Source organism: Changchengzhania lutea, from assembly GCF_006974145.1.
GTDB lineage: Bacteria > Bacteroidota > Bacteroidia > Flavobacteriales > Flavobacteriaceae > Changchengzhania > Changchengzhania lutea.
This window is the reverse complement of record NZ_CP039456.1, coordinates 3,053,794-3,078,663: the sequence shown is the minus strand read 5'-3', so window position 1 is coordinate 3,078,663 and position 24,870 is coordinate 3,053,794. Positions and strand designations below refer to the sequence as shown.

26 protein-coding genes are annotated in these 24,870 nt (G+C 35.5%); 15 read left to right on the top strand and 11 right to left on the bottom strand.

What is annotated here, in order from left to right; translation table 11 throughout:
• Positions 1 to 66 precede the first annotated feature (66 nt).
• Positions 67 to 978: a hypothetical protein gene (locus tag FAF07_RS13805; RefSeq protein ID WP_142785663.1), complete on the top strand. Its 912-nt coding sequence runs from the start codon at positions 67 to 69 to the stop codon at positions 976 to 978.
• Positions 979 to 983: 5 nt separating this feature from the next.
• On the opposite strand, the gene FAF07_RS13800 is transcribed toward FAF07_RS13805, so the two are convergent.
• Both FAF07_RS13800 and FAF07_RS13795 read right to left on the bottom strand, forming a co-directional pair.
• Positions 984 to 1,541, bottom strand: coding sequence for a Smr/MutS family protein (locus FAF07_RS13800; RefSeq protein WP_142785662.1), 558 nt, complete (start codon positions 1,539 to 1,541; stop codon positions 984 to 986).
• The gene (locus FAF07_RS13795) at positions 1,531 to 1,767 is read right to left on the bottom strand and encodes a hypothetical protein (RefSeq protein ID WP_246067708.1); all 237 of its coding nucleotides are present in this window, start codon (positions 1,765 to 1,767) and stop codon (positions 1,531 to 1,533) included. The genes FAF07_RS13800 and FAF07_RS13795 overlap by 11 nt, the downstream gene beginning before the upstream one ends.
• A gap of 136 nt (positions 1,768 to 1,903) precedes the next feature.
• Here FAF07_RS13795 and FAF07_RS13790 point away from each other — a divergent pair, with 136 nt between their 5' ends.
• The 3 genes from FAF07_RS13790 to FAF07_RS13780 are packed head-to-tail and all read left to right on the top strand — an operon-like array spanning position 1,904 to position 4,565.
• The gene (locus tag FAF07_RS13790; protein ID WP_185956439.1) at positions 1,904 to 3,871 is read left to right on the top strand and encodes a T9SS type A sorting domain-containing protein; all 1,968 of its coding nucleotides are present in this window, start codon (positions 1,904 to 1,906) and stop codon (positions 3,869 to 3,871) included.
• Between the two features lie 43 nt (positions 3,872 to 3,914).
• The gene (locus tag FAF07_RS13785) at positions 3,915 to 4,220 is read left to right on the top strand and encodes a DUF2752 domain-containing protein (RefSeq protein ID WP_317130300.1); all 306 of its coding nucleotides are present in this window, start codon (positions 3,915 to 3,917) and stop codon (positions 4,218 to 4,220) included.
• A 9-nt stretch (positions 4,221 to 4,229) separates the two neighbouring features.
• Entirely contained in the window at positions 4,230 to 4,565 is a 336-nt protein-coding gene (locus FAF07_RS13780; RefSeq protein WP_142785660.1) for a CCC motif membrane protein, read from the top strand.
• Between the two features lie 95 nt (positions 4,566 to 4,660).
• Here the strand turns inward: FAF07_RS13780 and rocD are convergent, their stop codons facing one another.
• The 3 genes from rocD to FAF07_RS13765 form a co-directional block, all read right to left on the bottom strand.
• Complete coding sequence (gene rocD, locus FAF07_RS13775; protein ID WP_142785659.1) at positions 4,661 to 5,944, bottom strand: ornithine--oxo-acid transaminase; 1,284 nt, start codon at positions 5,942 to 5,944, stop codon at positions 4,661 to 4,663.
• Between the two features lie 135 nt (positions 5,945 to 6,079).
• Complete coding sequence (locus FAF07_RS13770; RefSeq protein ID WP_142785658.1) at positions 6,080 to 6,466, bottom strand: DUF6768 family protein; 387 nt, start codon at positions 6,464 to 6,466, stop codon at positions 6,080 to 6,082.
• 99 nt (positions 6,467 to 6,565) lie between these two features.
• Positions 6,566 to 7,108 (bottom strand): RNA polymerase sigma factor, encoded by a 543-nt coding sequence (locus FAF07_RS13765; RefSeq protein WP_142785657.1) that lies wholly within the window; start codon positions 7,106 to 7,108, stop codon positions 6,566 to 6,568.
• Positions 7,109 to 7,263: 155 nt separating this feature from the next.
• On the opposite strand from FAF07_RS13765, the gene rlmD reads away from it, so the two are divergent.
• From rlmD to FAF07_RS13750, 3 genes are all read left to right on the top strand, one after another.
• On the top strand, positions 7,264 to 8,676 hold the full coding sequence (rlmD, locus tag FAF07_RS13760; RefSeq protein ID WP_142785656.1) for a 23S rRNA (uracil(1939)-C(5))-methyltransferase RlmD: 1,413 nt from the start codon (positions 7,264 to 7,266) through the stop codon (positions 8,674 to 8,676).
• Between the two features lie 129 nt (positions 8,677 to 8,805).
• On the top strand, positions 8,806 to 9,351 hold the full coding sequence (locus FAF07_RS13755; protein ID WP_142785655.1) for a DUF6452 family protein: 546 nt from the start codon (positions 8,806 to 8,808) through the stop codon (positions 9,349 to 9,351).
• Positions 9,317 to 10,048 (top strand): DUF6048 family protein, encoded by a 732-nt coding sequence (locus FAF07_RS13750; RefSeq protein WP_142785654.1) that lies wholly within the window; start codon positions 9,317 to 9,319, stop codon positions 10,046 to 10,048. The genes FAF07_RS13755 and FAF07_RS13750 overlap by 35 nt, the downstream gene beginning before the upstream one ends.
• Before the next feature lie 202 nt (positions 10,049 to 10,250).
• Here FAF07_RS13750 and FAF07_RS13745 read toward each other — a convergent pair whose 3' ends face one another.
• Positions 10,251 to 11,408: a THUMP domain-containing class I SAM-dependent RNA methyltransferase gene (locus FAF07_RS13745; protein WP_142785653.1), complete on the bottom strand. Its 1,158-nt coding sequence runs from the start codon at positions 11,406 to 11,408 to the stop codon at positions 10,251 to 10,253.
• A gap of 294 nt (positions 11,409 to 11,702) precedes the next feature.
• On the opposite strand from FAF07_RS13745, the gene FAF07_RS13740 reads away from it, so the two are divergent.
• The 3 genes from FAF07_RS13740 to FAF07_RS13730 all read left to right on the top strand — a co-directional run bounded on the left by FAF07_RS13740 (position 11,703) and on the right by FAF07_RS13730 (position 13,665).
• The gene (locus FAF07_RS13740) at positions 11,703 to 12,434 is read left to right on the top strand and encodes a class I SAM-dependent methyltransferase (protein ID WP_142785652.1); all 732 of its coding nucleotides are present in this window, start codon (positions 11,703 to 11,705) and stop codon (positions 12,432 to 12,434) included.
• Between the two features lie 49 nt (positions 12,435 to 12,483).
• Positions 12,484 to 13,158 carry a ZIP family metal transporter gene (locus FAF07_RS13735; RefSeq protein ID WP_142785651.1) on the top strand — a complete coding sequence of 225 codons (675 nt, stop codon included), beginning with the start codon at positions 12,484 to 12,486 and terminating at the stop codon, positions 13,156 to 13,158.
• 78 nt (positions 13,159 to 13,236) lie between these two features.
• Entirely contained in the window at positions 13,237 to 13,665 is a 429-nt protein-coding gene (locus FAF07_RS13730) for a DUF4268 domain-containing protein (RefSeq protein ID WP_142785650.1), read from the top strand.
• A gap of 100 nt (positions 13,666 to 13,765) precedes the next feature.
• Here FAF07_RS13730 and FAF07_RS13725 read toward each other — a convergent pair whose 3' ends face one another.
• From FAF07_RS13725 to FAF07_RS13705, 5 genes are all read right to left on the bottom strand, one after another.
• Entirely contained in the window at positions 13,766 to 14,260 is a 495-nt protein-coding gene (locus FAF07_RS13725; protein WP_142785649.1) for a GNAT family N-acetyltransferase, read from the bottom strand.
• 1 nt (position 14,261) lies between these two features.
• Positions 14,262 to 14,888, bottom strand: coding sequence for a PAQR family membrane homeostasis protein TrhA (gene trhA, locus FAF07_RS13720; RefSeq protein WP_142785648.1), 627 nt, complete (start codon positions 14,886 to 14,888; stop codon positions 14,262 to 14,264).
• The gene (locus FAF07_RS13715) at positions 14,888 to 15,565 is read right to left on the bottom strand and encodes a DUF4294 domain-containing protein (protein WP_142785647.1); all 678 of its coding nucleotides are present in this window, start codon (positions 15,563 to 15,565) and stop codon (positions 14,888 to 14,890) included. The genes trhA and FAF07_RS13715 overlap by 1 nt, the downstream gene beginning before the upstream one ends.
• A 347-nt stretch (positions 15,566 to 15,912) precedes the next feature.
• Complete coding sequence (locus tag FAF07_RS13710; protein ID WP_142785646.1) at positions 15,913 to 19,566, bottom strand: ABC transporter permease/M1 family aminopeptidase; 3,654 nt, start codon at positions 19,564 to 19,566, stop codon at positions 15,913 to 15,915.
• Positions 19,567 to 19,598: 32 nt separating this feature from the next.
• Positions 19,599 to 20,486 carry an ABC transporter ATP-binding protein gene (locus tag FAF07_RS13705; protein ID WP_142785645.1) on the bottom strand — a complete coding sequence of 296 codons (888 nt, stop codon included), beginning with the start codon at positions 20,484 to 20,486 and terminating at the stop codon, positions 19,599 to 19,601.
• A 263-nt stretch (positions 20,487 to 20,749) separates the two neighbouring features.
• On the opposite strand from FAF07_RS13705, the gene FAF07_RS13700 reads away from it, so the two are divergent.
• The 5 genes from FAF07_RS13700 to FAF07_RS13680 all read left to right on the top strand — a co-directional run bounded on the left by FAF07_RS13700 (position 20,750) and on the right by FAF07_RS13680 (position 24,870).
• Entirely contained in the window at positions 20,750 to 21,838 is a 1,089-nt protein-coding gene (locus FAF07_RS13700) for a M42 family metallopeptidase (RefSeq protein ID WP_142785644.1), read from the top strand.
• Positions 21,839 to 21,846: 8 nt separating this feature from the next.
• A complete protein-coding gene (locus tag FAF07_RS13695) occupies positions 21,847 to 23,013 on the top strand; it encodes an aminotransferase class V-fold PLP-dependent enzyme (RefSeq protein WP_142785643.1) in 1,167 nt (388 codons plus the stop codon).
• Positions 23,014 to 23,571 carry an NUDIX hydrolase gene (locus FAF07_RS13690; RefSeq protein WP_142785642.1) on the top strand — a complete coding sequence of 186 codons (558 nt, stop codon included), beginning with the start codon at positions 23,014 to 23,016 and terminating at the stop codon, positions 23,569 to 23,571. It abuts the gene before it with no gap.
• Between the two features lie 9 nt (positions 23,572 to 23,580).
• Positions 23,581 to 24,252 carry a PrsW family intramembrane metalloprotease gene (locus FAF07_RS13685; protein WP_142785641.1) on the top strand — a complete coding sequence of 224 codons (672 nt, stop codon included), beginning with the start codon at positions 23,581 to 23,583 and terminating at the stop codon, positions 24,250 to 24,252.
• A 132-nt stretch (positions 24,253 to 24,384) separates the two neighbouring features.
• The gene (locus FAF07_RS13680) at positions 24,385 to 24,870 is read left to right on the top strand and encodes an acetyl-CoA carboxylase biotin carboxyl carrier protein subunit (protein WP_142785640.1); all 486 of its coding nucleotides are present in this window, start codon (positions 24,385 to 24,387) and stop codon (positions 24,868 to 24,870) included.

Sequence of the window (24,870 nt, the reverse complement as noted above, 5' to 3'; positions counted from 1 at the left end):
AAATTATTATCAATATGATGCGTTATAAAATACAATTCCATTATTTTTGTCAAAAACCAGAACTCTATGCGTAAGGTATTTTTTGTTTTATTAGCACTTATTATTTCTATTCAATATTCCTGTGATGATGGTGATGTGATCACTTTAGAGTTTGATTTTGAAGATTCATTTAGTGTTTGCGGGGACAATGATTTGGTTTTTTACAAAACAAAAGATGACCCTGCAGAGACGCTATCTCTAAAAATTTCTAATTTAAGTTTTGCTGATCTTTTAGAAGTGAATGAGGAAAACACCTATGAAGAAACATTTAATTTAAGTGCTGCGAATCCTTTTAATTTTAGAATGTATCGCGATGAATCACTTCCCACTAATTTATTCTGCAACGTCATTCCACCAGATGTCAACATCACTCAAGATATTGAAAGTAATGATGGCAGCGCAACAATAACCACTTTTTTGGTAGAGGATGATGACGATGGGATTCCTGCTGAACTTGAAGATATAAATGGGAATGGCGATTTAAGTGATGATGATACCGATGGTGATGGAATTCCAAATTATTTAGATTTTGATGATGATGGAGACAATGTTAGAACTAAAGACGAAAACCCAGATGTTAATGAGGATGGCGATTTAAGTGATGCGCAAGATACAGACGGCGATTCTATTCCTGATTATTTAGACAATGATGATGATGGTGACACTGTCGCCACACGCGATGAAGAAAATGACTCAGCAGACAATAACCCAGGCAATGATATAACTAATGGTGAAATTCCTGATTATTTAAATGCTGAAGTAGTGACTACTGTTGAGGCCACGGCATATAGAGAACACACGATTGTTCTAAGTTATCAGGTTTCGTTGATTATTTCTAATTTCGATTTGCAATTAATATCACAGGATGTTTTTGATTTTGGAACTTTAGACGATAGCCGATTAAATACCACTAGAAAAGTAACACCTACTTTCAATTAAATGGGTTATTTACTACTTTGATAGATATAGACTTCGGTAGCACCCGAACCATACTTTTGGTAATTGGCATCGTAGAATTTTAAATTATCATACCGTCCAAATAAATATTCCAATTCTATTTTCAGAATGCCCTCACCTACGCCGTGGATAAAAACAATTTTCTGAATACGGTTTTTTATGGCGTATTCCAATTGCCTTTTGGCGGTGTCAAGCTGAAGGGTTAACATATCATGGTTACTCATCCTTCTAGGAGATTTCACTAATTGGTTAATATGCAAATCCACCTCCATAGTCGGCTCAGAACGCTCTTTTGGCTTTACTCTAGCCTGGTTTTTACGCTTAGGTTGCTCCTTTTCATTAATAACCTCTTCTATAGGGTCAAACGAAAATATCTCTGATTGCATTTGAGAATTTTGATTATTCAAAACCAATTCGTGAGCTTCAAAATCCAACAAAAAACCATCCTTAGTTTCAATAGTAACCGTTTCAGACTTAATTTGCCTTATCAGTCCGGAAAAGTCTTCATCTAAAACCGAAACAGAATCACCAATTTTAAATGTCATGATTTTCATTTTCATTTAATTCATCGGCACTCTTGCTTGGGATTTTTCTAGAAATACGATAAATTCCAATCATAAGTATCATAATCCCACCAATTAAAATAAACTGGTTCTGGTCTTCATCTACTTTAGCATATAACGCCACAATAGCGCCTACCACAATTAAAATATAGTTTAAGTACTTCACATAAAACGGATTAGATGCAACACCCAAAAGGCCTCTTATCAAGTATTAAAATATCAATAATTTCAAAACAGGGCAAGCTTGTTTACATCGTTATCCTGCAAAAATAACCGATAAAACCGACTATAGCGTCCTCTTTTTAATAATTTTGTCTATTTTTACGATTACAGAAATGCTAACTATGAAAAAAATCGCCCTGATTTTTACACAAAGTTTATATGACATGAGTCGTTTTAAGTTGATGAAATTGGATTCTCAATTTAATAGTCTAAATAAGCTATTTTTAGTGTTCGCTCTACTCAACGCCTTCCCCTATCTATTTGCTCAAGATTTATATGTAGACACTAATAGTTTCGTATACGCTAGGGATGTTGTGCTTTTTGTTAATGATGATATTCGTCTAGAAACACCTACTTCTAATCTCTATTTAAGAGGTGATGCGCAACTACTTCAGAATACGGATACCAAAAATTCTGATGCTGGTGAGCTTTCTGTTTACCAAAACCAAACCAGTGGCGTTTACGAATACAATTTTTGGTGTTCCCCTGTTGGCGTTTCAGCTGATAATACACAAGCTAATGTGGCTTTTAATGGTACTAATATACACGATCCAGCAAACGATGCAGATTTGACCAATGTTAACTCTATAACGTATCCATACACCACAGCATATAACAGTACAGCTACATCTTTGGCCAGTTACTGGATGTATACCTTAATAGATGCTGAAGGTTATTATGGTTGGAATCAAATTTTTAATACTGGTGATGCTGGACCTGGTTATGGATTTACATTGAAAGGAAGCCCAACAGCAGATAATGTATTGGATTTTAGAGGAAGGCCCAACAATGGTAACATTCTTGTAAGTTGTTATTTTGATGGAACAGATGCTGAACCTTTGGTCGGTTTGCCTAACCGGGTAGAAACTTTATCGGGTAACCCATATCCTTCTGCCTTAGATTTGAAGCTGTTTCTTGCAGAAAATAGTACGATTTTAAACAGTGAAATTTTATTCTGGGAACAAGCCGTTACCAATTCGCATAATTTAGCTGCTTATGAAGGCGGCTATGGCATTTACATTCCTGGACCTCTAGGGGATTTATTTGACAATGGTATATATGTGCCTGCACCTTTTCAATTTTACAATGGAAATGGAGGCGGCATTGGGGGTTCTGCAGGCATAGGTACAGATTTTCTCACTAATAACTCAAGACGCTTTGCAGCTGTTGGTCAAGGCTTTGTAATAAGCAGTATAGATAACGGAGGTGCGCCTGGTGGTGGTTTTGCAGAATTTAATAATTCTATGCGGGTATATTTTCCTGAAGATTCAAGTGCTGGTGGAGATGGTTCCATTTTTAATAAAAGCACTTCTAAAAATACTGATACAACTGATGTAGTACCCATCTCTCATAACGGCGTAGATTATAAAGCGATAAGTAAAAATCCAACCATTGTCCCCAAGATTAGACTTCATACCCATATTAATGAAACCTATTACAAAGAAACACTTATTGCATTTAGAAATAGCACCCCCAACAACCAAACCTATAATCGATTTTTTGATGGTACAAATGCAGCCACTGAATTAAATACCGATGTTTATTTGATATCTGAAGATAAAGAATTGGTGATTAAGTCAATTCGTTATGATGAAACCACGCGCATTCCTTTTGGGTTTAAAGCGGATAGAGACGATACCAAATTTTCAATTAAAGCTTTTGAATTAAAGGATGTTCCTGAAAATGTTGCTTTGTATTTGTTTGATAATACCATAGGAAATTATACCGATATAAAAACCGGAACGTTTGACATAACGCTTCCTGAAGGCGTCTATAACAATCGTTTTGAGATCACTTTTTCACAGAATAGTGCTCTTGGTATTGAGGAAGACCGTTTTAAAGACCTTTCAGTATTTCAAAACAACGCTATTTCCGAACTTAAAATTGTCAACCCAAATGCTCTGAAAATAACACAGGTTACCTTATTGGATGTTTCTGGGAAATCGATTATGAAATCCAATGAGAATTCATCTAAAAAGCGCTATCAATATTCTACGCGATCTCTAAGCGATGGGGTTTATATTCTAAAGGTTGAACTCTCAGACAACCAGATATTCAGTAAAAAATTGGTTATTTCTAATCGGAAATAAATATGGCTTTTAAGTTTTATCCTATAATATTTTCTAAATTTGTTTGGAACAAAATACCACACCTTTGCAAGTCATAGATGATTATATGTTGCCCTGCATCAACAAACAACTATTTGGTGTTGAGTGTTTGGGCTGCGGTTTACAACGTGCGGTATCCTTATTATTTCAAGGTGATTTAATAGGCGCATTTTACAGGTATCCTGCCATCTATCCTTTAATTTTTTTATTTATTTATTTGGGCTTGAATTTTTTCTTTAAATTTAAAAATTCAAATAAAGTCATTAGAATACTGGCAATTTCGTCTGTGCTCATTATAATCATTAGCTATATTATTAAATTAACCTATTAAAAAATTCACATGGAAACACAAAAACTCAATCCAACCATTGTTTACATTTTGGCTATTACTGGTCTACTATGCTGTTGCTTAGGCGGTTTAGGATTTATCTTAGCAGGTATTGCCTATTACATAGCACATACCAAATTAAATGAAGCTAAACTGAACCCCGAAAATTATGACCCCAATAGTATGAAGGCGATGAATACGGCAAAAATAGTAGCGTTAGTGATTCTAATCATAAATGTTTTATATTTTATATTGGCCATCTATAGAATTTCGACTGTGGGCTGGGATGAATTGATGGAGCCCATAAGAGAAGCTATGGAAGAAGCTCAGAGAAATCAGCAAGCTTAATATAAATAGTATACTGAAATAAAAAAGCGTCCAAATTGGACGCTTTTTATATATCAGTTTTTCTCTAATCGGTAGTTATACCAAGTATAAAGAATTTATTTTAATTCAAATTGCTTCAGTGTTTTAGTAATAATACTAACGCAATCTAATAACTGATCTTCCGTCATCACCAATGGTGGTGCAAAACGAATGATATTGCCATGTGTTGGTTTTGCCAATAAGCCATTATCTTTAAGTGCCATACAAATATTCCACGCCGTATCGCTATCTTCATTATCATTAATTACAATCGCGTTAAGCAAGCCTTTACCACGAACCAAGTTCACGATACTACTGGTGGCTATATATTTATTCAACTCACTTCTAAATAGGTTTCCTAATTGAAATGCATTTTCTGCGAGTTTTTCGTCTCTAACCACTTCAAGCGCTGCTATAGCAACGGCTGCTGCAATAGGATTGCCGCCAAACGTACTCCCGTGATTTCCTGGTTTGATAACATGCATCACGCTGTCGTTGGCCAATACTGCACTCACAGGGTATGCGCCACCGCTTAAAGCTTTACCTAATATTAAAACATCTGGTTTAACATCTGGAGTGCCTGAGCAATTTTTGTTTTCACAATTACAATCGCCACAAGTGGCTAATAAACGTCCAGTTCGTGCGATTCCCGTTTGTACCTCGTCTGCAATAAACAGCACATTATATTGTTTACATAATGCTTTTGCCCTATTTAAATAATCATCGGCAGGCACATAAACACCCGCTTCTCCTTGGACAGGCTCCACTAAAAACCCAGCAACATTTGGATTGCTTTTTAAAGTGTTTTCTAAAGCGTCTAAATTATCGTATTCTATTTTTATAAATCCATCCGTGTAGGGACCGAAATTTTTACGTGCCACAGGATCGTTACTAAAAGAAATAATAGTTGTGGTTCGTCCATGGAAATTATTTTCACAAACAATAATTTCGGCATCATTTTCTGAAATCCCCTTAACTTCATAAGCCCATTTTCTACAAAGTTTTAATGCTGTTTCTACAGCTTCAGCACCTGTATTCATAGGTAGTAACTTGTCAAAACCAAAATATTCGCAGGCAAATTTCTCGTATTTACCTAAGATATCATTGTAAAATGCTCGGGACGTTAAGCTTAAGGTTTGCGCTTGATTTGTCATGGCATTCACAATTTTTGGGTGACAGTGCCCTTGGTTTACTGCGGAATAAGCCGATAAAAAATCATAATATTTTTTACCTTCTACATCCCATACATACACACCTTCTCCTTTATTCAGTACTACTGGAAGCGGATGGTAATTGTGTGCACCATACTTGTTTTCTAAATCTATCGCTTGTTGCGAAGTTAATTGGTCTAAAACAGCCATTTTAATTAAATTTAAATTGATAAAATAACCATTCCTACTGTACCTTTATCCTTTCGAAGTGTCGAAAATTCAGCGTGGGAGAGAAATCACCCCTTAGGGCTCGCAAATTACTAAATATTTAATGGCATAAAAAACTTATTCAGACATTCTTCCAGATAGCGAAGATATCTGTAATTCTAATCGCTTCATTTCTCTAATTAAAGCATTTTTGTCCATTTGCATCCAAGCAAAAACTTTTAACATACTAACTCCGAGCATAAACAATATACTTCCCAGCCCCCATTTTATCATATCATTAGTAAGTTCTGAATCAAAAAACTGAATGATACAATATACAAACAGCGCAAATAAAATCAAGGTCATTACATTCATTAAATACATGATCCACTTGTTTTTGCCTTGAAATAATCCGCCAACCATATGCAGCACATTTTGTTCTTCTAGGGCATCGTAAAATTTCCCTTCTTCCTCAGTGAGTGTCTCTTTTATTAATCTGTCAATCTCTTCGTTATTCGTTTTCATGTGTTTATATTTAATTTATTGTTTTTTATTAGTCACATGCGACATCCATTTAATCATTTCACTTGGGTATCAAGTTTTAGTTATGGATGTTTCATTTGTTTATTTTTTTATTATTAATTTCAATTTTTCCCTAGCATGAAATAATCTGGATTTGGTAGTTCCTATCGATATATTTAAAAGTTTACTAATTTCTTTTAAAGAATAATCTTCTATGTAAAACAATCTAATCACCGTCTGTTGGTGCTCTGGTAACTCTCTTATCGCCGCATAAAGTCGTTTCTTTAAAGCCTTCTCAAAATCCCCTGTTTCATTTTCTATATAATCATGTTCATAACCGTAATCGTCATAAGTGTTACGGATTCTTTTATCAGCATTAATAACATCTAAAGATTTATTGTACACAATTCGTGAGGCCCAAAAACCAAAACTATTTGGGTTCTTTAAATGGTCTATTTTATTAATAATGATAGACCAACTGTCTTGTGCAATGTCCTTTGCCACATCAGCATCTTTTAGAATCCAAAAGGCCTTTTTACAAAAAACAGCATGCCAACGTCTCACTAATGTCACTAAGGCTTGTTTATTTCCAGATTGATAATCTAAAACCAGTTGTCTATCTATCAATTGCTGTTTATCGTTCATAAAAACTTTCGCACTTATATATTGAAGACTATAAAAAGGCTAAAAGGTTCACTTTTTTAAAGGTTTTTTACAACTTTAATGGATTGTGGGGAAATATCATTAAAGTTAATGCAAATTAAATGATATTTATTTGTGGCTATTATTATTTTTGCAGCATGTCAAGAAAAAAAACAAGAAAACAAGTTTTTGAGCAGGTAGAGGTTATCGATGCCGGAGCTAAAGGAAAAACCATCGCAAAAGCACCAGATGGTAGAGTCATATTTCTATCAAACGCCGTACCTGGCGACGTCGTAGACGTGCAAACCTTTAAGAAACGTAAAGCTTATTTTGAAGGAAAAGCTACCGTATTTCATACCTTATCAGACAAACGAACAGAACCTGCTTGTCAGCATTTTGGAACCTGTGGTGGTTGCAAGTGGCAACACATGGCCTATGAGCATCAGTTGTTTTACAAGCAAAAAGAAGTCACCAATAATTTAACTCGAATTGGGCATATCGAACTTCCCGAAATCACCCCCATTTTGGGTTGCGAGAATCAATATTTCTATAGAAACAAGATGGAATTTTCTTTTAGTGATAGCCGTTGGCTGACTTTGGAAGAAATACAAACCGATGACGATCTGGGTGATAGAAATGCATTAGGATTTCACATCCCGGGCATGTGGGATAAAATTTTAGATATTGATAAATGTTGGTTGCAGGAAGATCCATCCAACGCCATACGAAACTCCGTAAAAACATTTGCTGTAGAAAACAACTTGGAATTTTTCAATACCAGAAATCAAGCCGGTTTTTTACGTACCATGTTGATAAGAACATCCAGTACCGGGGATATTATGGTAATGCTTCAATTCTTTAAAGAAGATGAAGAGAAACGGAAGCTCCTATTGGATTTTATTGGTGAGACATTTCCAGAGATTACATCATTACAATATGTGATTAATGGAAAAGCAAATGACACTATTTATGATCAAAACGTGATTTGCTATAAGGGAGAAGACCATATTTTTGAAGAGATGGAAGGGTTAAAATTCAAAATCAATGCGAAATCCTTTTACCAAACTAATTCGGCACAAGCCTACAAACTGTATAAAATTACACGGGATTTTGCAAATTTAAAAGGTGATGAGTTGGTCTATGATCTATATACAGGCACAGGTACTATCGCACAATTTGTAGCAAAAAACGCAAAAAAAGTGGTTGGTGTTGAAGCCGTTCCTGATGCTATTACAGCAGCCAAGGAAAATGCACAATTAAACAATATTAATAACGTTCATTTCTTTGTGGGCGATATGAAACAGGTGTTTAATGTAGAATTTATTGAAACCAACGGGCAACCCGATGTGGTGATAACAGATCCGCCACGCGATGGGATGCACAAAGATGTGGTACAGCAAATTTTAAATATCGCTCCAAAAAAAGTAGTGTACGTAAGTTGTAACAGTGCTACACAGGCTAGAGATTTGGCTTTAATGGATGCGCAGTACAAAGTTACAAAAACACAGGCAGTAGATATGTTTCCCCAAACGTTTCATGTGGAAAATGTTGTACTTTTGGAAAGACGATAGTTATTGTAAAAAGGACCCGAAATCTTTTAATATCATAACATGAAACATGCATAACTAAAACTTGATACCCAAGTGAAATGATTAAATGGATGTCGCATGTGACCAATAAAAAACAATACATATAAACACATGAAATATTTTAAATTCTTGCTTTTGCCCGGTATCGTTTTGATAGTAGGAATAACCATAAGTTGCGAACGTGATGATTTATGTCCAGCTGAAACCCCAACAACGCCAAGATTAATTATTGATGTGTATGATGCAAATAATCCAGAAAGCAAAAAAAACGTTTTTGGATTATTTATTATTGGGGTAGATAACGACGAGTTTTTACCTGGATATGGCATTGTGTCCTCAAACAATTTGATACTCCCATTAAGAACAGACGTCAATACCACAGAATATATTCTAATAAAAGAAGCCTCTGTAAATGATAACGACACACCCGATGATACTAGCGATGACTTTATTGATGGCAATCAAGATAGGATTACCATTAATTATAGTCGCGAAGAAGTCTATGTATCACGCGCCTGTGGATATAAAACCATTTTTAAAAACGTCACCCTCACTATTGTAGAAGATGGTGATAATTGGATCCTTTCAAGACAACCTGTAACCGACAACCAATCTGTAGAAGATGAAACAGCAGCACATTTTACCATATCTCACTAGTAGCTTAATAGCCTTGCTTTTTTGTTGTGGCTTAGGGCATTCGCAAGAAAACAGTGAAACAAATGTGGCTATAGATTCTATCAAAATCAAACAAAAATACGGTTTACGTATAGGCGGTGATATTGGAAAATTAATTCGTTCCTCTGTTGATGACGATTACACTGGATTTGAAATTGCGGCAGATTATCGTTTAAGAAACAAGCTATACCTTGCTGGAGAAATCGGTTTTGATGAAAAAAACACGATCACTGATTATTTAGATATCACCAGTAAAGGTAGCTACTTTAAGGCTGGGATAGATTACAATATGTATCAAAACTGGTTAAACATGGATAACATGATTTATAGCGGTTTTCGTATTGGAGCCAGTACCTTTAGTCAAAACTTGAACAGTTATAGTATTTACAGCACCAACCAATATTGGGCGCCACAACTCACCTCCAACGATTTACAGGAATTTAAGGGTTTAACGGCACTGTGGGCAGAACTTATTTTAGGAATCAAAGCCGAATTATTCAACAACCTCTATTTAGGTTTAAATGTTCAATTAAAATTCTTAGCAAGCGAAACCGAGCCTACTAATTTTGAGAACGTTTATATCCCTGGTTTTAATAAAACCTATGACAGCACCCGTATTGGCGTAGGTTACGGCTATACTATTTCGTATCGCATTCCGCTGTATAAGAAGGTGAAATAATACGTCATTGAGAGGAGGTACGACGCGGCAATCTGTTCATTTTTTACTGGATGTTAAAACTTTCCGTCATTGCGAGGACGCAGGACGAAGCAATCTGCCGATAGTTATCTAAAACAACAATGCAATATTTCTTTTAAACGATAAAGCTACAATTCATGAGATTGCTTCGTACCTCGCAATGACGTTCGTTCGTTAGAATTTACTACTTCATATACTTCCCTTTTTTACTCCCTTCATACATCACATATTTTACTAAACGTGCTTCTAGTTTGGCATTGTAAAGTTGTATCTTTCGAGAAGGGCGTAAACCCACATGTTTAAGTGCATCGAGGTTAGAGGTAATAAACCAAGAATCGGTGCCTGGGTAGTTTTGCTTAAGCGTGTCGCCAATGTTAGCATAAAATGCTTCCATATCGATATTTAAACGTTCGCCGTACGGCGGATTAAATACCATGTGTAGTTTTTCGTCTCCTCCTTTTTGGGTTTTAAAGAAATCTTCGTGGCCAACCTCAATAAAATCTTCTAATTGGGCGTTTTTTACATTTTCTTTTGCCTTGGCCACGGCACTTGGTGCTTTATCGTAACCAATGATTTTATGATGAAAATCCCTGGTTTTGCTCAACAGCGATTCTTCAATTTTTTCGAATAAATCGACATCCCAATCTCCCCAACGCTCGAAAGCAAATTCCTTTCGCATGAGGTTTGGGGGAATGTTACAGGCAATCATCGCAGCTTCAATAAGCATGGTGCCCGATCCGCACATGGGATCCATAAAATCGCTTTGTCCGTCCCATCCCGATAGCATTATAAGACCTGCAGCCAATACTTCGTTAATGGGTGCAATATTAGTCGCTGTTTTATACCCGCGTTTATGTAACGAATCTCCTGATGAATCTAAGGAAATGGTGCACTTGCGCCTGTCGATATGTACATTAATTTTTAAATCTGGAAATTTTAAATCCACATTGGGACGCTCTCCGGTAGTATCTCTAAATTTATCTACAATGGCATCCTTTGTTTTTTGGGCAATGTATAAGGAATGTGTAAATAACTCGGAATGTATGGTGGCGTCTATAGCTAATGAACCCGTGGATTTCATATACTTACTCCAATCCATAGCATAGATTTTATCGTAAAGATCTTTTTCGCTGTTTACGGTAAAGGAATGTATGGGTTTTAAAATTTTAATGGCCGTTCTTAAGGCTAAATTGGCCTTATACATAAAGCCCTTATCCCCCGAGAAAGATACATTACGCACGCCTTTTTTTACATATAGTGCCCCAAGTTGCGTGAGTTCCTTTTCTAATAAATCTTCAAAGCCAAATAAGGTTTTGGCCACCATGTTAAAATTTTCTTCCATTGTTTACATCAAATACAATACAAAAATAACGTAATTTTGCTTTAATTAACTAGCAATTGCAGATAATGGGTTAAGGATTGATGCGGCATCCTTTTTAAAAATATTGAAACGTTATGGTGAGGCCATTTTTTTGCCGAAGCCATGTGCTAATGAATAAAACAATTAGCGTCGTTTCCGTTCTCGTCATTATAAAAACGAGACTTTTTAAAAAGATATAGCGGAAAGCCTGACCACGCCAGAGCGTGGGAACCCCAAAATAATTAAAAAAGATTCCTGCTTTTGTAGGACCTGTATATGAGTACAAATAACACGAAATGGTTTACGTCTTGGTTTGATACGCCGTTTTACCACATTTTATATAAGGATAGGGATGATCGTGAGGCGCATGCTTTTATGGATGCCCTCACAAATTATTTAAATATTCCTGAGCAAGGCACTATTTTAGATTTGGCTTGCGGTAAAGGCCGACATGCGGTCTATCTCAATAAAATGGGGTATCATGTTACTGGTGTGGATTTAAGTGAGAACAGCATTGAATATGCTAAGCAGTTTGAAAATCATTCCTTGCATTTTGATGTGCATAATATGTGTGATCCTTACGGAAAAACTTTTGATGCCGTATTTAATCTGTTTACCAGTTTTGGCTATTTTGAACATGAAGAAGATAATTTAAAGACTATTAAGGCGATAAAAGAGGAACTGAACGATGTGGGTTTTGGGGTGATCGATTTTATGAACAGTGAGTTTGTCATTGATAATTTGGTGCCCGAAGAGGTGAAAACAGTTGATGGTGTCGATTTTTACTTAAAGCGCTATGTTGAAGATGGCTATATTGTAAAGGATATTAAATTTACGGCAGTTGGTGAAGATTATGAATTTCAGGAGCGTGTCAGAGCCTTTACTTTAGCTGATTTTGAAGCGCTTTTTGAACAGGCTGGCGTCTATTTATTGGATGTTTTCGGGGATTATAAGTTGAATACATTTAATACCAAAACGTCTGAACGTCTCGTGATGATTTTTAAATAGGTATAATCTATAGTTAATTAAACTCACGGTTGTGAGGATATTGTTTTAAATGAATAAATTTCTTTTTCCTATATTGGCTGTTGTTTTAGGTTTTGTTATAGCCTTGATTACTAAAAAGCAAAAATCTTGGAACACCAAGCTCCTACTCTCTTTTAGTGGTGCTTTTTTATTAGCCTTAACCCTTTTTGAACTTCTGCCAGAAGTTTATAATCACCTAGACGCTAAACTTACCGGACTGTTTATTATGTGCGGTATTTTGCTTCAAATTTTTTTGGAGTTATTTTCAAAAGGTGCAGAACATGGGCACGTCCATGTTCATAAGCATGATAGCACATTTCCATGGTTACTATTTGTGAGTTTGTGTATCCATAGTTTTTTGGAAGGGTTTCCTATTCATGAACATAATGATATGGTTTATGGTGTGCTGGTTCATAAAATACCCATCGCAGCTTTAATTACCACCTTCTTGTTAAAATCTAATTATAGTAAACTACATATTGCTGCATTTCTTTTAATTTTTGCAGCCATGACGCCTCTGGGAACTTATATTTCTAACTCATGGACAGCTATTGCAGATTATGTTCATATTATAAATGCCTTGGTTATCGGCATCTTTTTTCATATATCAACAACCATTCTATTTGAAAGTGGAGAGGGCCATAAATTTGATTTATCTAAGTTTATTGCCATCATTCTTGGGGTTGGGATTGCCTATTTTATCTAGCGTTGGCTGTTGGCTGTTGGCTGTTGGCTGTTGGCAATTTAAATATTCAATTTATACTTTTAACTTTTAACTAAAATAGTGTTTAGCAAAGAAGAATCAAGACAACTGCGGCAGGAATTCTGGACGAGTTTTGGGAAATCATTTCCAAGAAAATGGATTTTATATGATACCAAATTGAAAGGCATGCGTTTTAAATTTCATTTTGATACCAAACGGGCTTTAATAGCTTTAGATTTAGAGGATGATTTAGAACACCGCATCAAACATTGGGAAAAGCTTCAAGCCTTAAAAACTATCCTTATTGACGACTATCTCCCTGATGCTATTTTTGATGAAGATTATTTTTTAGAAAACGAAAAGGAAATCTCTCGAATTTATGTACCGTTAGAACAAAAAGTGTCTATTCATAATAAAAATACCTGGCGCGATGTGATGGTATTTTTCAATGACAAAATGAATCTGTTTGAAGCTTTTTTTGAGGAGTATAAAGAGGTTATTGAGGGGTAAACGTCATTGCGAACTTAGAGAAGCAATCTGTTTAATTTTTAATTCTAATTTCAATTTAAAAAAGATTACCACGTCGCTTTGCTCCTCGTAATGACGGTTTCTATTTAAATTTTTTCTGCATCTCATAATCATCCATAACAAAACCATTTCCAATATCTGTAACCAAAGGCCCAATGTTTACAAAACCTAATTTTTCATATGCTGCGATAGCATCGGCATTATGAATATTTACCGTCAACCGGATGGCATTTAAATGATAAGCTTTAGCTTTTTCTTCAATAAAGTCCATAGCGCTTTTACCAATTTTCTTACCTCGAAAAGTTTTTAAAACATAAATTTTACTTAAAAAAAGACTGTTAGTTTCTTGTTTGATAGCTATATATCCTACAGGTATCTTACTGTAATTGAGCACGTAATACTCAAAGCCATCAGCAACTTGATTTTCGATAGCTTCAGCCGATTGGTATTTAGCAAGCATATAATCTATTTGTGCTTTTCCAACTAGAGGAATGTAGTGATTGCGCCAAATAGTGTCTGCTAATTTTTCAATAATCTCAAAATCCGTTCTGGTAGATCCTTTGTGAATTTTAACCATGTTAAATAACGTAAAAGAAAATCATTAAAAAATGAAAAATCGCCCCAGCCAAAACAAACACATGCCAAATGACATGATTATAAGGTATTTTTTGAACGGCATAAAATATAATGCCAACGGTGTAAGCCAATCCTCCTGCAAAAAATAATAAAATTCCATGACTCTCCATCACATCTAAAAGGTTTGTAAAATCAAATACAATAAGCCAGCCCATGACTAAGTATAACAGCGTTGAAAAAAATTCAAAGCGCCCTGTGAAAAATAATTTTAAAATAACACCAAAGGCGGCAATACCCCAAACCACAAAAAAGAGTGTCCAACCTAAACTTTGTTCTAGTGCAATTAAACACACAGGCGTGTACGTACCAGCGATGAGAATGTAAATACTTATATGATCAATAATTCTGAAATAGTGTTTCCGTTTCTCATCTCTCACAGCGTGATAGAAGGTGGATGCAGAAAATAAAATGATGATGGAAAACCCATAAATAATAACACTTGCTAGACTCCAAGATGTTTTTTCACCTTCATAGACAAAGAGCATGATGAGGGCAACAATTCCAAAAAGGATTCCGATGCCATGGGATATGGCATTAAGTTTTTCTTCAAAAGGGGTTTGTATGCGCATTATTGCGTTTTAGAGAATAACCATTTATCGGTCAAATCATAAAAATTCAAATCAAGAGCCGATTTTTGTCTTTCCAGTTTTCCGCTTTGGAAGTTACGTTGCAGAATATCTTCAATAAGATAATCTTCCTTGTCATGGTACGGATCGAATTCCCTTTTCATTGAAATATCAAACATACTGGCCGTGGTATTAAACCAAAAGGCACGCCAACCGTTGCGGAGCTCTTTTACCAATTCAAAAGTGGTTTTACCTGTTTGCCTGTGAATAAGCTTGATTAAAATTTGACCTTCGGTTCTGGACAACTTTTTTAATTCATCAGAAAACTCACCTTCAATATACTTCTGCATCATTCTAGTATATCTGTTTTTATCGCGCTTTCGCTTTAAAGTTGCCAGTCTGGAATTTAATGAATCCAATCGATCTGCTGCCATTTTTGCATAGGGATAGACTTTAATCGTTTTTCGTCTTAATATCAAATAACGGATGCGGTCTTTCTTACTATCAAACTTAAGTTTATGCAAGAGCATGACCTCGTCTAAATTTATAGCGGTTCTTGGCATCGAATCCCCTTCTATAATTAAATATTTTATTGTAGTGGAGTCCTGCTCCATTTCATCAATCTGGGCAAACGTTATTATAGGGATAATTAGAAAAATATATTTCAATAATATCTTCATAAAAAACAACCTTCTATTTAGGTTTCAAAATTAATAATTTACAAAGCGATAACACTTGTTTTTATATGAATATTGTGATTTCTGTGTGAATTTTAAATGACACTTTATAAAGAACTCGTTTAAAAACAAAAACTCACCAGCAAAAATGATACCAGTGAGTTTTAATTAATGAACTCATCTTGACTTTTTCTATTTCCTAAAAAATGGCCGAAATCTGCCCATATTTCGTTACTTTTTTTATCCGTAGCGATGCTATGCCTTTCAAAAAGTGCCTAATCTGGACAAATTTCATCTCATTTTCGGTTAAACACAAAAAGTCAAGATGAGTTCAATGTAATATAAGGAACTTACAAACGCCTTCTATTGTCATCGGATTTCGTATCGATCAATTTGTTGTATGGGTCGATACCAACTTCAACCGGTTTTTTATCAACCACAATAGTCACTTTATTATTGATTGCTGTTATTTTATGCTTCTTTAAGTAAAGTTCTATTTCTTTATCGTCATCATCATCGTCATTAGCTTCTCCAAAAATACCAATATCTATATAATCAGCCAATGGTACTGATAACAAAGGGCGCCTCATCGATTCCGTTTTATAAGAAAGCGTGTCACCAACTTTCTCTCCATAGTATTTATTGCCCGTATCATCATTTCTATATTTGCTCACTTCAAATTCAATGTCGACCTCGTATTTACCATTGTCCAATGCCTTCGACGATACGTTAACCACGCGATTATTATAAAGCGTTATGGTTTCGAACATATCTTTAATGGTGTATTTTAAGGAATCTGGAGTCGCTTCACGAATGTAATCCACCATTTCAATAGAGGTTGTATAGGGTGCTTCTTGAAATTTCACCTTTTCAACATACTGTTTTAACGCATTCTTCAACACATCTTCTCCAATATAATCGCTTATGGCATAAAACACCAAGGATCCTTTTTGATAGCGTATATATCCTTGTCCGTCATTATACATCAACGGTTTTTCGCGTTTACGCTCAAAAGAACGGCTAGTTAAGTAATCATCTAAAGCCTTTTTAAGGAATTTACGCATCTTGCTTTTTCCCTGTTGATGCTCTAAGACCTTAAGGGACACATACTCTGACAAACTTTCAGAAAGCATCGTAGCACCTAAAACATCTGCACCTATCACTTGGTGCGCCCACCATTGATGTGCCACTTCGTGCACCGTAATAGCGAAAGGATAATCAACACCGCCTGCTTCAGTTTCGTCAACATCGGCGATGAAACCAACACCTTCCGAAAACGGAATGGTATTGGGAAAGGACTGCGCAAAACTCCCTGAAGTTCTAGGAAACTCAATAATTCTTGCCTGTTTATGTTGATACGGGCTAAAATTTTCTGAGTTATACGCCAATGACGCCTTCATGCCATCCATCATACGTTCCAGATTATAGGTATGTGGCTTATGATAGTAGATTTCTAAATTCACATCGTTCCATTTATCTTTTTTAACAGCGTATCGCGCAGAATTAAAGGCATAAAAATTAAGTATTTTACTATCCATCTTATAATGAAAATAGCGACGGCCATTCTCAGTCCATTCTTTTTGCAAATATCCTGGTGCGATGGCAATTTGATCTTCAGAGGTGCTCACCGTAGCTTCAAAATCTATCCAATCGGCATCTTTAGAAATGTAATGGTTCCCTAAAGCGGTTGAGTCTGATGGATGTGGTTTTAAATCATTTGGTGGTAAACCATACTTTTTCCGGGTTTCATCATCGGACAGTTCACCACCCGAGTATCCCAAGGATGGAAAAATCTGCATATTATTAATGAAGGTTCCATTCTCTAAAACGGGCGAATTATCTTTTAATAAGGTATTCGGTTCGTTCTTAACCGTGAAATCCAATTTTAAGGTATCTCCAGGTTGTAAACCTTTTTGCAGTTGATAAATATCAAAATGAAAAACCGTATCCTCAGAAACCAAATGGGTTTCTTTGTTAAATTTAAAATGACTCGGATAATTATTGTGATTTAAGAAAATACTATCTATAACCGTATTGGTTTTATTTACCAAAGTGTATGTCCCACTAGCATCAAAATTCAAGGCCTTTGGGAAAATATTCATAGCTGCTTTCACGGCTACAATTCTTGGTTGCGGGGCATTTTGATATTTTTTATATATCTTTTCCCAATCTACCGTTTGCTGCTCGCGTTCTTTTGATGTAAAACTTTCATTAACTATATTATCGTTATAATAAATGGTAGAGCCAATAGTTACAAAAGCAATTAATGCCAATAGAAAACCCATTCTAGCTGGTCCAACAAAGCGGTCTTTAAAAATTGAAAGGCGTTCTTTAAAAGAATTAGGCAGTCCCCTAACCCGAAATAATCCTGCCAAAATTAACAGGCCCACACCCGCAATAAACCAATACAGCTTATAAACGAAAAACTTAGGTAAGGAATTCCCGTATCCATTCATATCTGAAAATCTAAACGATGGCCCTTGATTAAATTTAAAAATATCCTGTTCTATCAGTGATGAAAATATGAGCGGAAAACCAATAAGAATGATCAACAAAATGAAGAGTCCTAAATACGGATTCCTTATTAAAGATTGAATAAACAATGCTAACATGGCCCAAATAGCAAATTGCAAAAACCGCATGATATAAAGCTCCTTAAAATAATGCCCCAATTCAAAATCATAATACCCATTATATATTTGAAAAAGCATCCCAGACACCAAAATAACTGTAAGTAACACAAATTGCATTTTTAATAAGGCCACAAATTTTGATAATAAAAGCGTCCAATTAGGCACAGGTGTTGTATCGACCAATTGGCTGGTATTAGCCATTTTACCACGATGCACAAGCATACCGGCATACAGAAACGTGGATACCATAATGGCAATGCCAAAGGTGCCGCCGTTACCCAACATTTTCCAAGTAACCGGAAGGGTTGCTGTACCGAATAAATTTCCGATTTCAGATAAGGAAATGAGCATAAGAATAAGCCCAACCAAAACGATGCTGATAAAAGGCCAGCTCTTAATTATATATTTAAAATCTACATTAGAGAGCTTCCAAGTCGTTTTTAAATTCTGAATGAAAGAATAATCAAATTGAACTTTAGGTAAATTAATTTTGGTAATCCCACCAAAATTAGATTTTGTAGCACGAACACCTGTATGCTTTCTAAAGTTTAGGGACATGGCATTTTGACTAAATGAAAATAGTTTGTAAACCATTCCGAAAATAATTGAAGCTATTCCCAACCATAATAAACGGTTGTAAAGAATAACACCTTTTATTGGCAGGTGCAATTCATTCTGTTCTGCAATGGTCCAATACCGTGTGTAATAGTTTGATGCACTAGATCCAAAAGGATCTAAAATGGCTGTTAGGAAACGATTATCTTGATCTGAAAACAAGGTTTCTAAAAGTCCTTGGGCAAACATTAATATAATGACCACTATAAAGCCGGCAGCGACGTTTCGTGTGAATGTGACCACTGCAAAAACGATGGCGCCAAATAGTAGAATGTTTGGTAACACATATACAAAGTAAGCCGAAACATAAGACATGATATCAAAAGGTCCAACCAAGGATGCATTGGTGCCTGGTAATCTAAAACCAATAATGGTTCCTATAGCTACGATTAATACAATAATCGAAACCACCGTAATCCCACTAAAAAATTTAGCGAATAAGTAGTTTACTTTTGTGAACGGGTAGGAATATAAAATGGTATGCATATCACTTTTGAAATCCCGATAGATAGACATCCCAATAATGGACGGAAACAAAAAGAATATAAAAACGGTAAGACTATTTAAAATGCCCGTGACACTTATGGGGGAATTTACAATTAAGGCAGAACCTGTAGTGACAGTTAAAAAATCAAAAATTCCAGCGGCTCCTGCAGAGAGGAACAACGCGAGAATAAAAAAGATGGCAGCATAGATGTAAAAAGCGGGTTTCTTAAACCAGTATTTTAGTTCGTGCTTATATATGGTTGTAAACATGTGCGTGATTTTAGTGTTGGCTATTCGATTAATTAGACGATTTCAATTTCTTCATGCTTTAAGGCAATAAAGTAAACATCATCTAACTGCGGGGTGGATTGAATAAAATCATCTGCTGGTTTATCATCTGCGTAAACACGAATGTTTAAGGTATTGTCTTGATTATAGTTGGATGATAGCATATTGTACGATGCCTCCATAGCCTCCAATTCGTCTCTCGAAATAACCTTGGTCCATATTTTACCACTAATCTCACTGGTCGCTTCAACTGGCGTGGTGTGCTTTAAAATGCGACCACCATTTAAAATAGCCATCTCATTACAAAGTTCTTTAACATCTTCAACAATATGGGTTGAAAATATGACTGTGCAATTGGTGCCGACTTCACGTAGTACATTTAAAAACCGATGGCGTTCTGCGGGGTCCAAACCTGCCGTAGGTTCATCTACAATAATAAGCTTCGGATTATTCAAAAGCAATTGCGCAATACCAAAACGTTGTTTCATACCACCAGAATATCCAGAAACATTTTTCTTTCGAACATCAGATAAATTAGTGATTTCAAGAACCTCGTCAACTATTTTGGCCCGATCGGACTTCGAGCTAATCCCTTTTAAGGTGGCAAAATAATCTAACAAATCCTCAGCGGACATTTTTGGGTACACACCAAAAGACTGTGGTAAGTAGCCCAGAATTTTTCGAAGTTCCATTTTATCTTCCATGACATTAATATCACCAAACGTAATCGTACCAGAATCGGCACTTTGTAAGGTTGCAATGGTACGCATCAAAGAGGATTTACCAGCACCGTTAGGCCCTAATAAACCGAACATTCCTGATCCTATTTCTAAGTTTAAATTGTCAATGGCTTTCACACCATTTTTATAGGTTTTTGTTAAATCTTTGATGATTAATTTCATGTGTTTATATGTATTGTTTTTTATTGGTCACATGCGACATCCATTTAATCATTTCACTTGGGTATCAAGTTTTAGTTATGGATATTTCATGTTGATTTGTGCTTTAAATTGAGTTATTGCTGATTAGTACTTAAATAGTGAACTTTGTTACAAATTATTATTTCAGTTATGTCAATAACTAAAGAAATCCTGTTATTTTTACAAAATACATCAAATTATTAATGGTCAAAATTATATTGACTAAAACTATAAATTACAATCTCATGGCTAAAAAAAGCATTCTTGATAAAAAATCACTAACATTTTTAGAATCCTATTTAAATAACGCAGCACCTACAGGTTACGAGTGGACGGGTCAAAAGTTGTGGATGGAGTATTTAAAACCATATGTAGATGAGTTTATTACCGACACCTATGGTACTGCAGTAGGTGTCATCAATCCTAAAGCAAAGTATAAGGTTGTTATTGAAGGGCATGCCGACGAAATATCCTGGTATGTCAACTATATCAGTGATAATGGCTTAATTTATGTGATTAGAAACGGTGGTAGCGATCATCAAATAGCACCAAGTAAAATTGTAAATATTCATACCAAAAAAGGTATTGTAAAAGGTGTCTTTGGTTGGCCAGCAATCCATACCCGTGATAAATCAAAAGAACAGGCGCCAAAACCAGACAACATCACCATTGATGTGGGTGCAAAAGACAAGGAAGAAGTTGAGAAAATGGGGGTTCATGTAGGATGCGTTATTACCTATCCTGACGAATTTCATGTATTGAATGGCGATAAATTTGTGTGTCGCGCCTTAGATAATCGTATGGGAGGATTTATGATAGCACAGGTGGCACGTTTGTTAAAAGAAAACAAAAAAACCTTACCCTTTGGACTATACGTCACCAATTCGGTTCAAGAAGAAATCGGATTACGTGGCGCTGAAATGATTACACATACCATTCAACCCCATGTCGCTATTGTGACCGATGTGACACATGATACGACAACACCTATGATTGAAAAGAAAACCCAAGGTGACTTAATAATTGGCAAAGGTCCCGTAGTGGCGTATGCCCCAGCTGTACAACAAAAATTGCGCGATTTAATTACAGAAACTGCTGAAGATAAAAAGATTCCATTCCAGCGCTCTGCCTTGTCAAGAGCCACTGGTACAGATACTGATGCTTTTGCTTATAGCAATGGTGGGGTTGCCTCTGCCCTAATTTCGTTGCCTTTACGTTATATGCATACCACGGTTGAAATGGTGCACAGGGACGATGTAGAAAATGTGATTAAATTAATTTATGAAACGCTATTAAATATTAAGGATGGCGAATCGTTCAGTTATTTTGAATAGTTTAAACTATGTTGCTAGATAATCAAAAGCATATATTCAATATCCCTAAGGATGTTACCTATTTAAACATAGCGAGTCAATCGCCATCGTTTAAGGCCATTCACGAAGCAGGCTTGAATGGTCTGTTACAGAAGCAGCATGCGTTTACGATTTCTATTTCAGATTATTTTGAACCAGTTAAAGAACTTAAAACCCTATTTGCAGAACTTATTGAAGCGGACGATTATAACCAAATAGCCTTAATCCCATCGGCGTCTTATGGTATGGCAAGCGTTGCCAATAATATTAGGTTAAAACCTGAAGATGAAATTCTAATCGTAGACGAGCAATTTCCCAGCAATGTCTATGTGTGGCAAAAATTAGCAACAAAATATGGTGCTACTTTAAAAACGGTGAGTATCCCACAATCTGGCAACCTTAAAGGAAAACGTTTAAATGAAGCCATCTTAGCAGCGATAACCAGCAAAACAGCCGTTGTCGCCATGGGTCATATTCACTGGACTAATGGGATGCTTTTTGATTTAAAAGTGATTAGAAAAAAAGCAACCGCTCACAAGGCGTTGCTAATTATTGATGGTTCACAATCTGTAGGTGCATTGCCCTTTTCGGTCAAAGACATAAAACCAGATGCCCTTATTTGCGCAGGCTATAAATGGCTCTTTGGGCCTTATGGTTGTGCTTATGCGTATTATGGTAAATATTTTGAAAACGGATCACCTATTGAAGAAAACTGGTACAATAGAGAAGATAGTGAGAATTTCGCAGGATTAACCAATTATGAATCCCAATACAAACCTTTAGCAAACCGATATAATGTGGGTGAGTGCGGTAATTTTATATATGTTAAAATGCAGATTGCAGCATTAAAACAGGTTTTAGACTGGACACCCCAAGCGATTCAAGAGTATTGTAAATCTATTTCATCTCAGGCCGTTTTAAAATTAGAAAACTTGGGTTGTACCATCGAAAATTCAAGGTATCGTACCCATCATCTCTTTGGTATTGAGCTACCAATTGGATTGGATGTCAATTATTTAAAAAATGAACTGGAAAAACAGAAGATCTATGTTTCTATTCGCGGAAAATATATAAGGATTTCCTGCCACCTATTCAATACTGAAAGTGATTTTGACAACCTTATTACATGCATCGCTGCTGTTCTAAAAACAACTTAAATGGATGAATTAATTGATATTGTTACAGAGCATGGGGAATCAACGGGTAGGTCAGCGTTAAAGTCTATCATTCACCAAAAAGGTTACTATCACAATACGGCTCATATTTGGTTTTATACACTTGATAACAAGATTTTACTATCGCAAAGGGCGGCATCAAAAGTCATTTGCCCACTCCTCTGGGATGTTTCTATTGCCGGTCATATTGATTCTGGCGAAAGCATCATCGAAGGCGCGATTAGGGAAACCAAGGAAGAAATTGGGATAGACATTAATGAAAATGATTTAAAAAAAATCGGTGTTTTTAAGTGTACTCAAAGTTATGATAATACCATTTTTGATAACGAATTCCATCATACCTTTATCTCCATTTTAAAAGTCCCTCTATCAAAATTAATCCCACAGGAAGATGAGGTAGCAGCATTGAAACTGGTGTCCTTCGACAAATTTCAAGCACTGATTAACCATATAGGAAATGATAACCACTTTGTTCCATCAAACAAAGACTATTACCAAAGTGTCCTTCAAAATATCATTCACGCCTCCAAGTCATCTTAATTCCTATAAATGAATTTAATCTTATTAGCTGCCACACCGGTAATCCTTATAATCCTCTTCATCAATTATAAGGATAAATATGAAAAAGAACCCAAGCGCTTGCTATTAGCGAATTTCCTTTTAGGGGCCATTGTGAGTATCATGATCACCACCATGCTCTATTATGGTTTTGATATTATACTACCACTTCCTAATAAAACCAGTATTTTTCAGCAATTTATAAAAGCTTTTTTCGTCGTTGGGCTTACCGAAGAGTTTAGCAAATATATTATTGTTAGGTATTACGCCCAGAAAAACAAAGCCTTTAATGAACCTTTTGATGGCATTGTTTACGCGGTTATGGTTTCCATGGGATTTGCGATTACGGAGAACATTTTTTATGTGATTGAAGGTGGCTATCAAGTAGCCTTGCTAAGAGCATTTACAGCAGTACCTGCACATGCCACCTTTGGTATTTTAATGGGCTATTATATGGGTAAAGCTAAATTTTCAAAAAATAGAATTGGTCTAAATCTATTTGGTCTACTACTGGCAGCTCTGTTTCACGGAACTTATAACTTTTTCCTTTTTATCGATTTCATTCCAGGTATTTGGATAGGTGCGTTCGTATCTTTATTCATCGGTGTTTTATTATCTCGAAAAGCCATCAAACAACATCAAGAGCAATCTAATTTTAAATAATGATAATGCTCATATTCTAAGAATAATTTTGCTGCCAAATTTACACGATTACTTCATTTTGATACAGCGATAAATGCTTATGAAAATGGCATAATAAATTATTATATTTACGTTCAATTAATTAATACATCTATGAGCAAAAGCTTTAAGGCAAATGTAAATGACACCTTTCATTTCGATTTATCTGATGATGATATTTCAAATCTAGACACCTTACGTGTTTCTGAATCTGAACGTCATGTTCTTCACAATAATAAATCTTATGACGTTTTAATAGAAGACAGCGATTTTATTAAAAAATCATATAAAATAAAGGTTAACAATACGACATATAACATCAATATAATCAATGATCTAGATGTTTTAATAAAGGATATGGGATTTGCTATAGGAAGCACCAAGCATGTCAATAAAATTAAAGCCCCCATGCCCGGTTTAATATTAGATATTAACGTTAAAATTGGACAAGATGTTAAAGAAGATGATACGCTATTAATACTTGAAGCCATGAAAATGGAAAATATTATTACCTCTCCAAGAGACGGTGTTATCAAATCTATTACTGCTGGTAAAGGAGATGCTGTAGAAAAAAATCAATTGTTAATTGAGTTTGAATAA

Coding starts and splice junctions, on each gene's coding strand:
- FAF07_RS13805 (WP_142785663.1), top strand. CDS start 67: ATGCGTAAGGTATTTTTTGTTTTATTAGCACTTATTATTTCTATTCAA.
- FAF07_RS13800 (WP_142785662.1), bottom strand. CDS start 1,541: ATGACATTTAAAATTGGTGATTCTGTTTCGGTTTTAGATGAAGACTTT.
- FAF07_RS13790 (WP_185956439.1), top strand. CDS start 1,904: ATGAAAAAAATCGCCCTGATTTTTACACAAAGTTTATATGACATGAGT.
- FAF07_RS13780 (WP_142785660.1), top strand. CDS start 4,230: ATGGAAACACAAAAACTCAATCCAACCATTGTTTACATTTTGGCTATT.
- rocD (WP_142785659.1), bottom strand. CDS start 5,944: ATGGCTGTTTTAGACCAATTAACTTCGCAACAAGCGATAGATTTAGAA.
- FAF07_RS13770 (WP_142785658.1), bottom strand. CDS start 6,466: ATGAAAACGAATAACGAAGAGATTGACAGATTAATAAAAGAGACACTC.
- FAF07_RS13765 (WP_142785657.1), bottom strand. CDS start 7,108: ATGAACGATAAACAGCAATTGATAGATAGACAACTGGTTTTAGATTAT.
- rlmD (WP_142785656.1), top strand. CDS start 7,264: ATGTCAAGAAAAAAAACAAGAAAACAAGTTTTTGAGCAGGTAGAGGTT.
- FAF07_RS13755 (WP_142785655.1), top strand. CDS start 8,806: ATGAAATATTTTAAATTCTTGCTTTTGCCCGGTATCGTTTTGATAGTA.
- FAF07_RS13750 (WP_142785654.1), top strand. CDS start 9,317: ATGAAACAGCAGCACATTTTACCATATCTCACTAGTAGCTTAATAGCC.
- FAF07_RS13745 (WP_142785653.1), bottom strand. CDS start 11,408: ATGGAAGAAAATTTTAACATGGTGGCCAAAACCTTATTTGGCTTTGAA.
- FAF07_RS13740 (WP_142785652.1), top strand. CDS start 11,703: ATGAGTACAAATAACACGAAATGGTTTACGTCTTGGTTTGATACGCCG.
- FAF07_RS13735 (WP_142785651.1), top strand. CDS start 12,484: ATGAATAAATTTCTTTTTCCTATATTGGCTGTTGTTTTAGGTTTTGTT.
- FAF07_RS13725 (WP_142785649.1), bottom strand. CDS start 14,260: ATGGTTAAAATTCACAAAGGATCTACCAGAACGGATTTTGAGATTATT.
- trhA (WP_142785648.1), bottom strand. CDS start 14,888: ATGCGCATACAAACCCCTTTTGAAGAAAAACTTAATGCCATATCCCAT.
- FAF07_RS13715 (WP_142785647.1), bottom strand. CDS start 15,565: ATGAAGATATTATTGAAATATATTTTTCTAATTATCCCTATAATAACG.
- FAF07_RS13710 (WP_142785646.1), bottom strand. CDS start 19,566: ATGTTTACAACCATATATAAGCACGAACTAAAATACTGGTTTAAGAAA.
- FAF07_RS13705 (WP_142785645.1), bottom strand. CDS start 20,486: ATGAAATTAATCATCAAAGATTTAACAAAAACCTATAAAAATGGTGTG.
- FAF07_RS13700 (WP_142785644.1), top strand. CDS start 20,750: ATGGCTAAAAAAAGCATTCTTGATAAAAAATCACTAACATTTTTAGAA.
- FAF07_RS13695 (WP_142785643.1), top strand. CDS start 21,847: ATGTTGCTAGATAATCAAAAGCATATATTCAATATCCCTAAGGATGTT.
- FAF07_RS13690 (WP_142785642.1), top strand. CDS start 23,014: ATGGATGAATTAATTGATATTGTTACAGAGCATGGGGAATCAACGGGT.
- FAF07_RS13685 (WP_142785641.1), top strand. CDS start 23,581: ATGAATTTAATCTTATTAGCTGCCACACCGGTAATCCTTATAATCCTC.
- FAF07_RS13680 (WP_142785640.1), top strand. CDS start 24,385: ATGAGCAAAAGCTTTAAGGCAAATGTAAATGACACCTTTCATTTCGAT.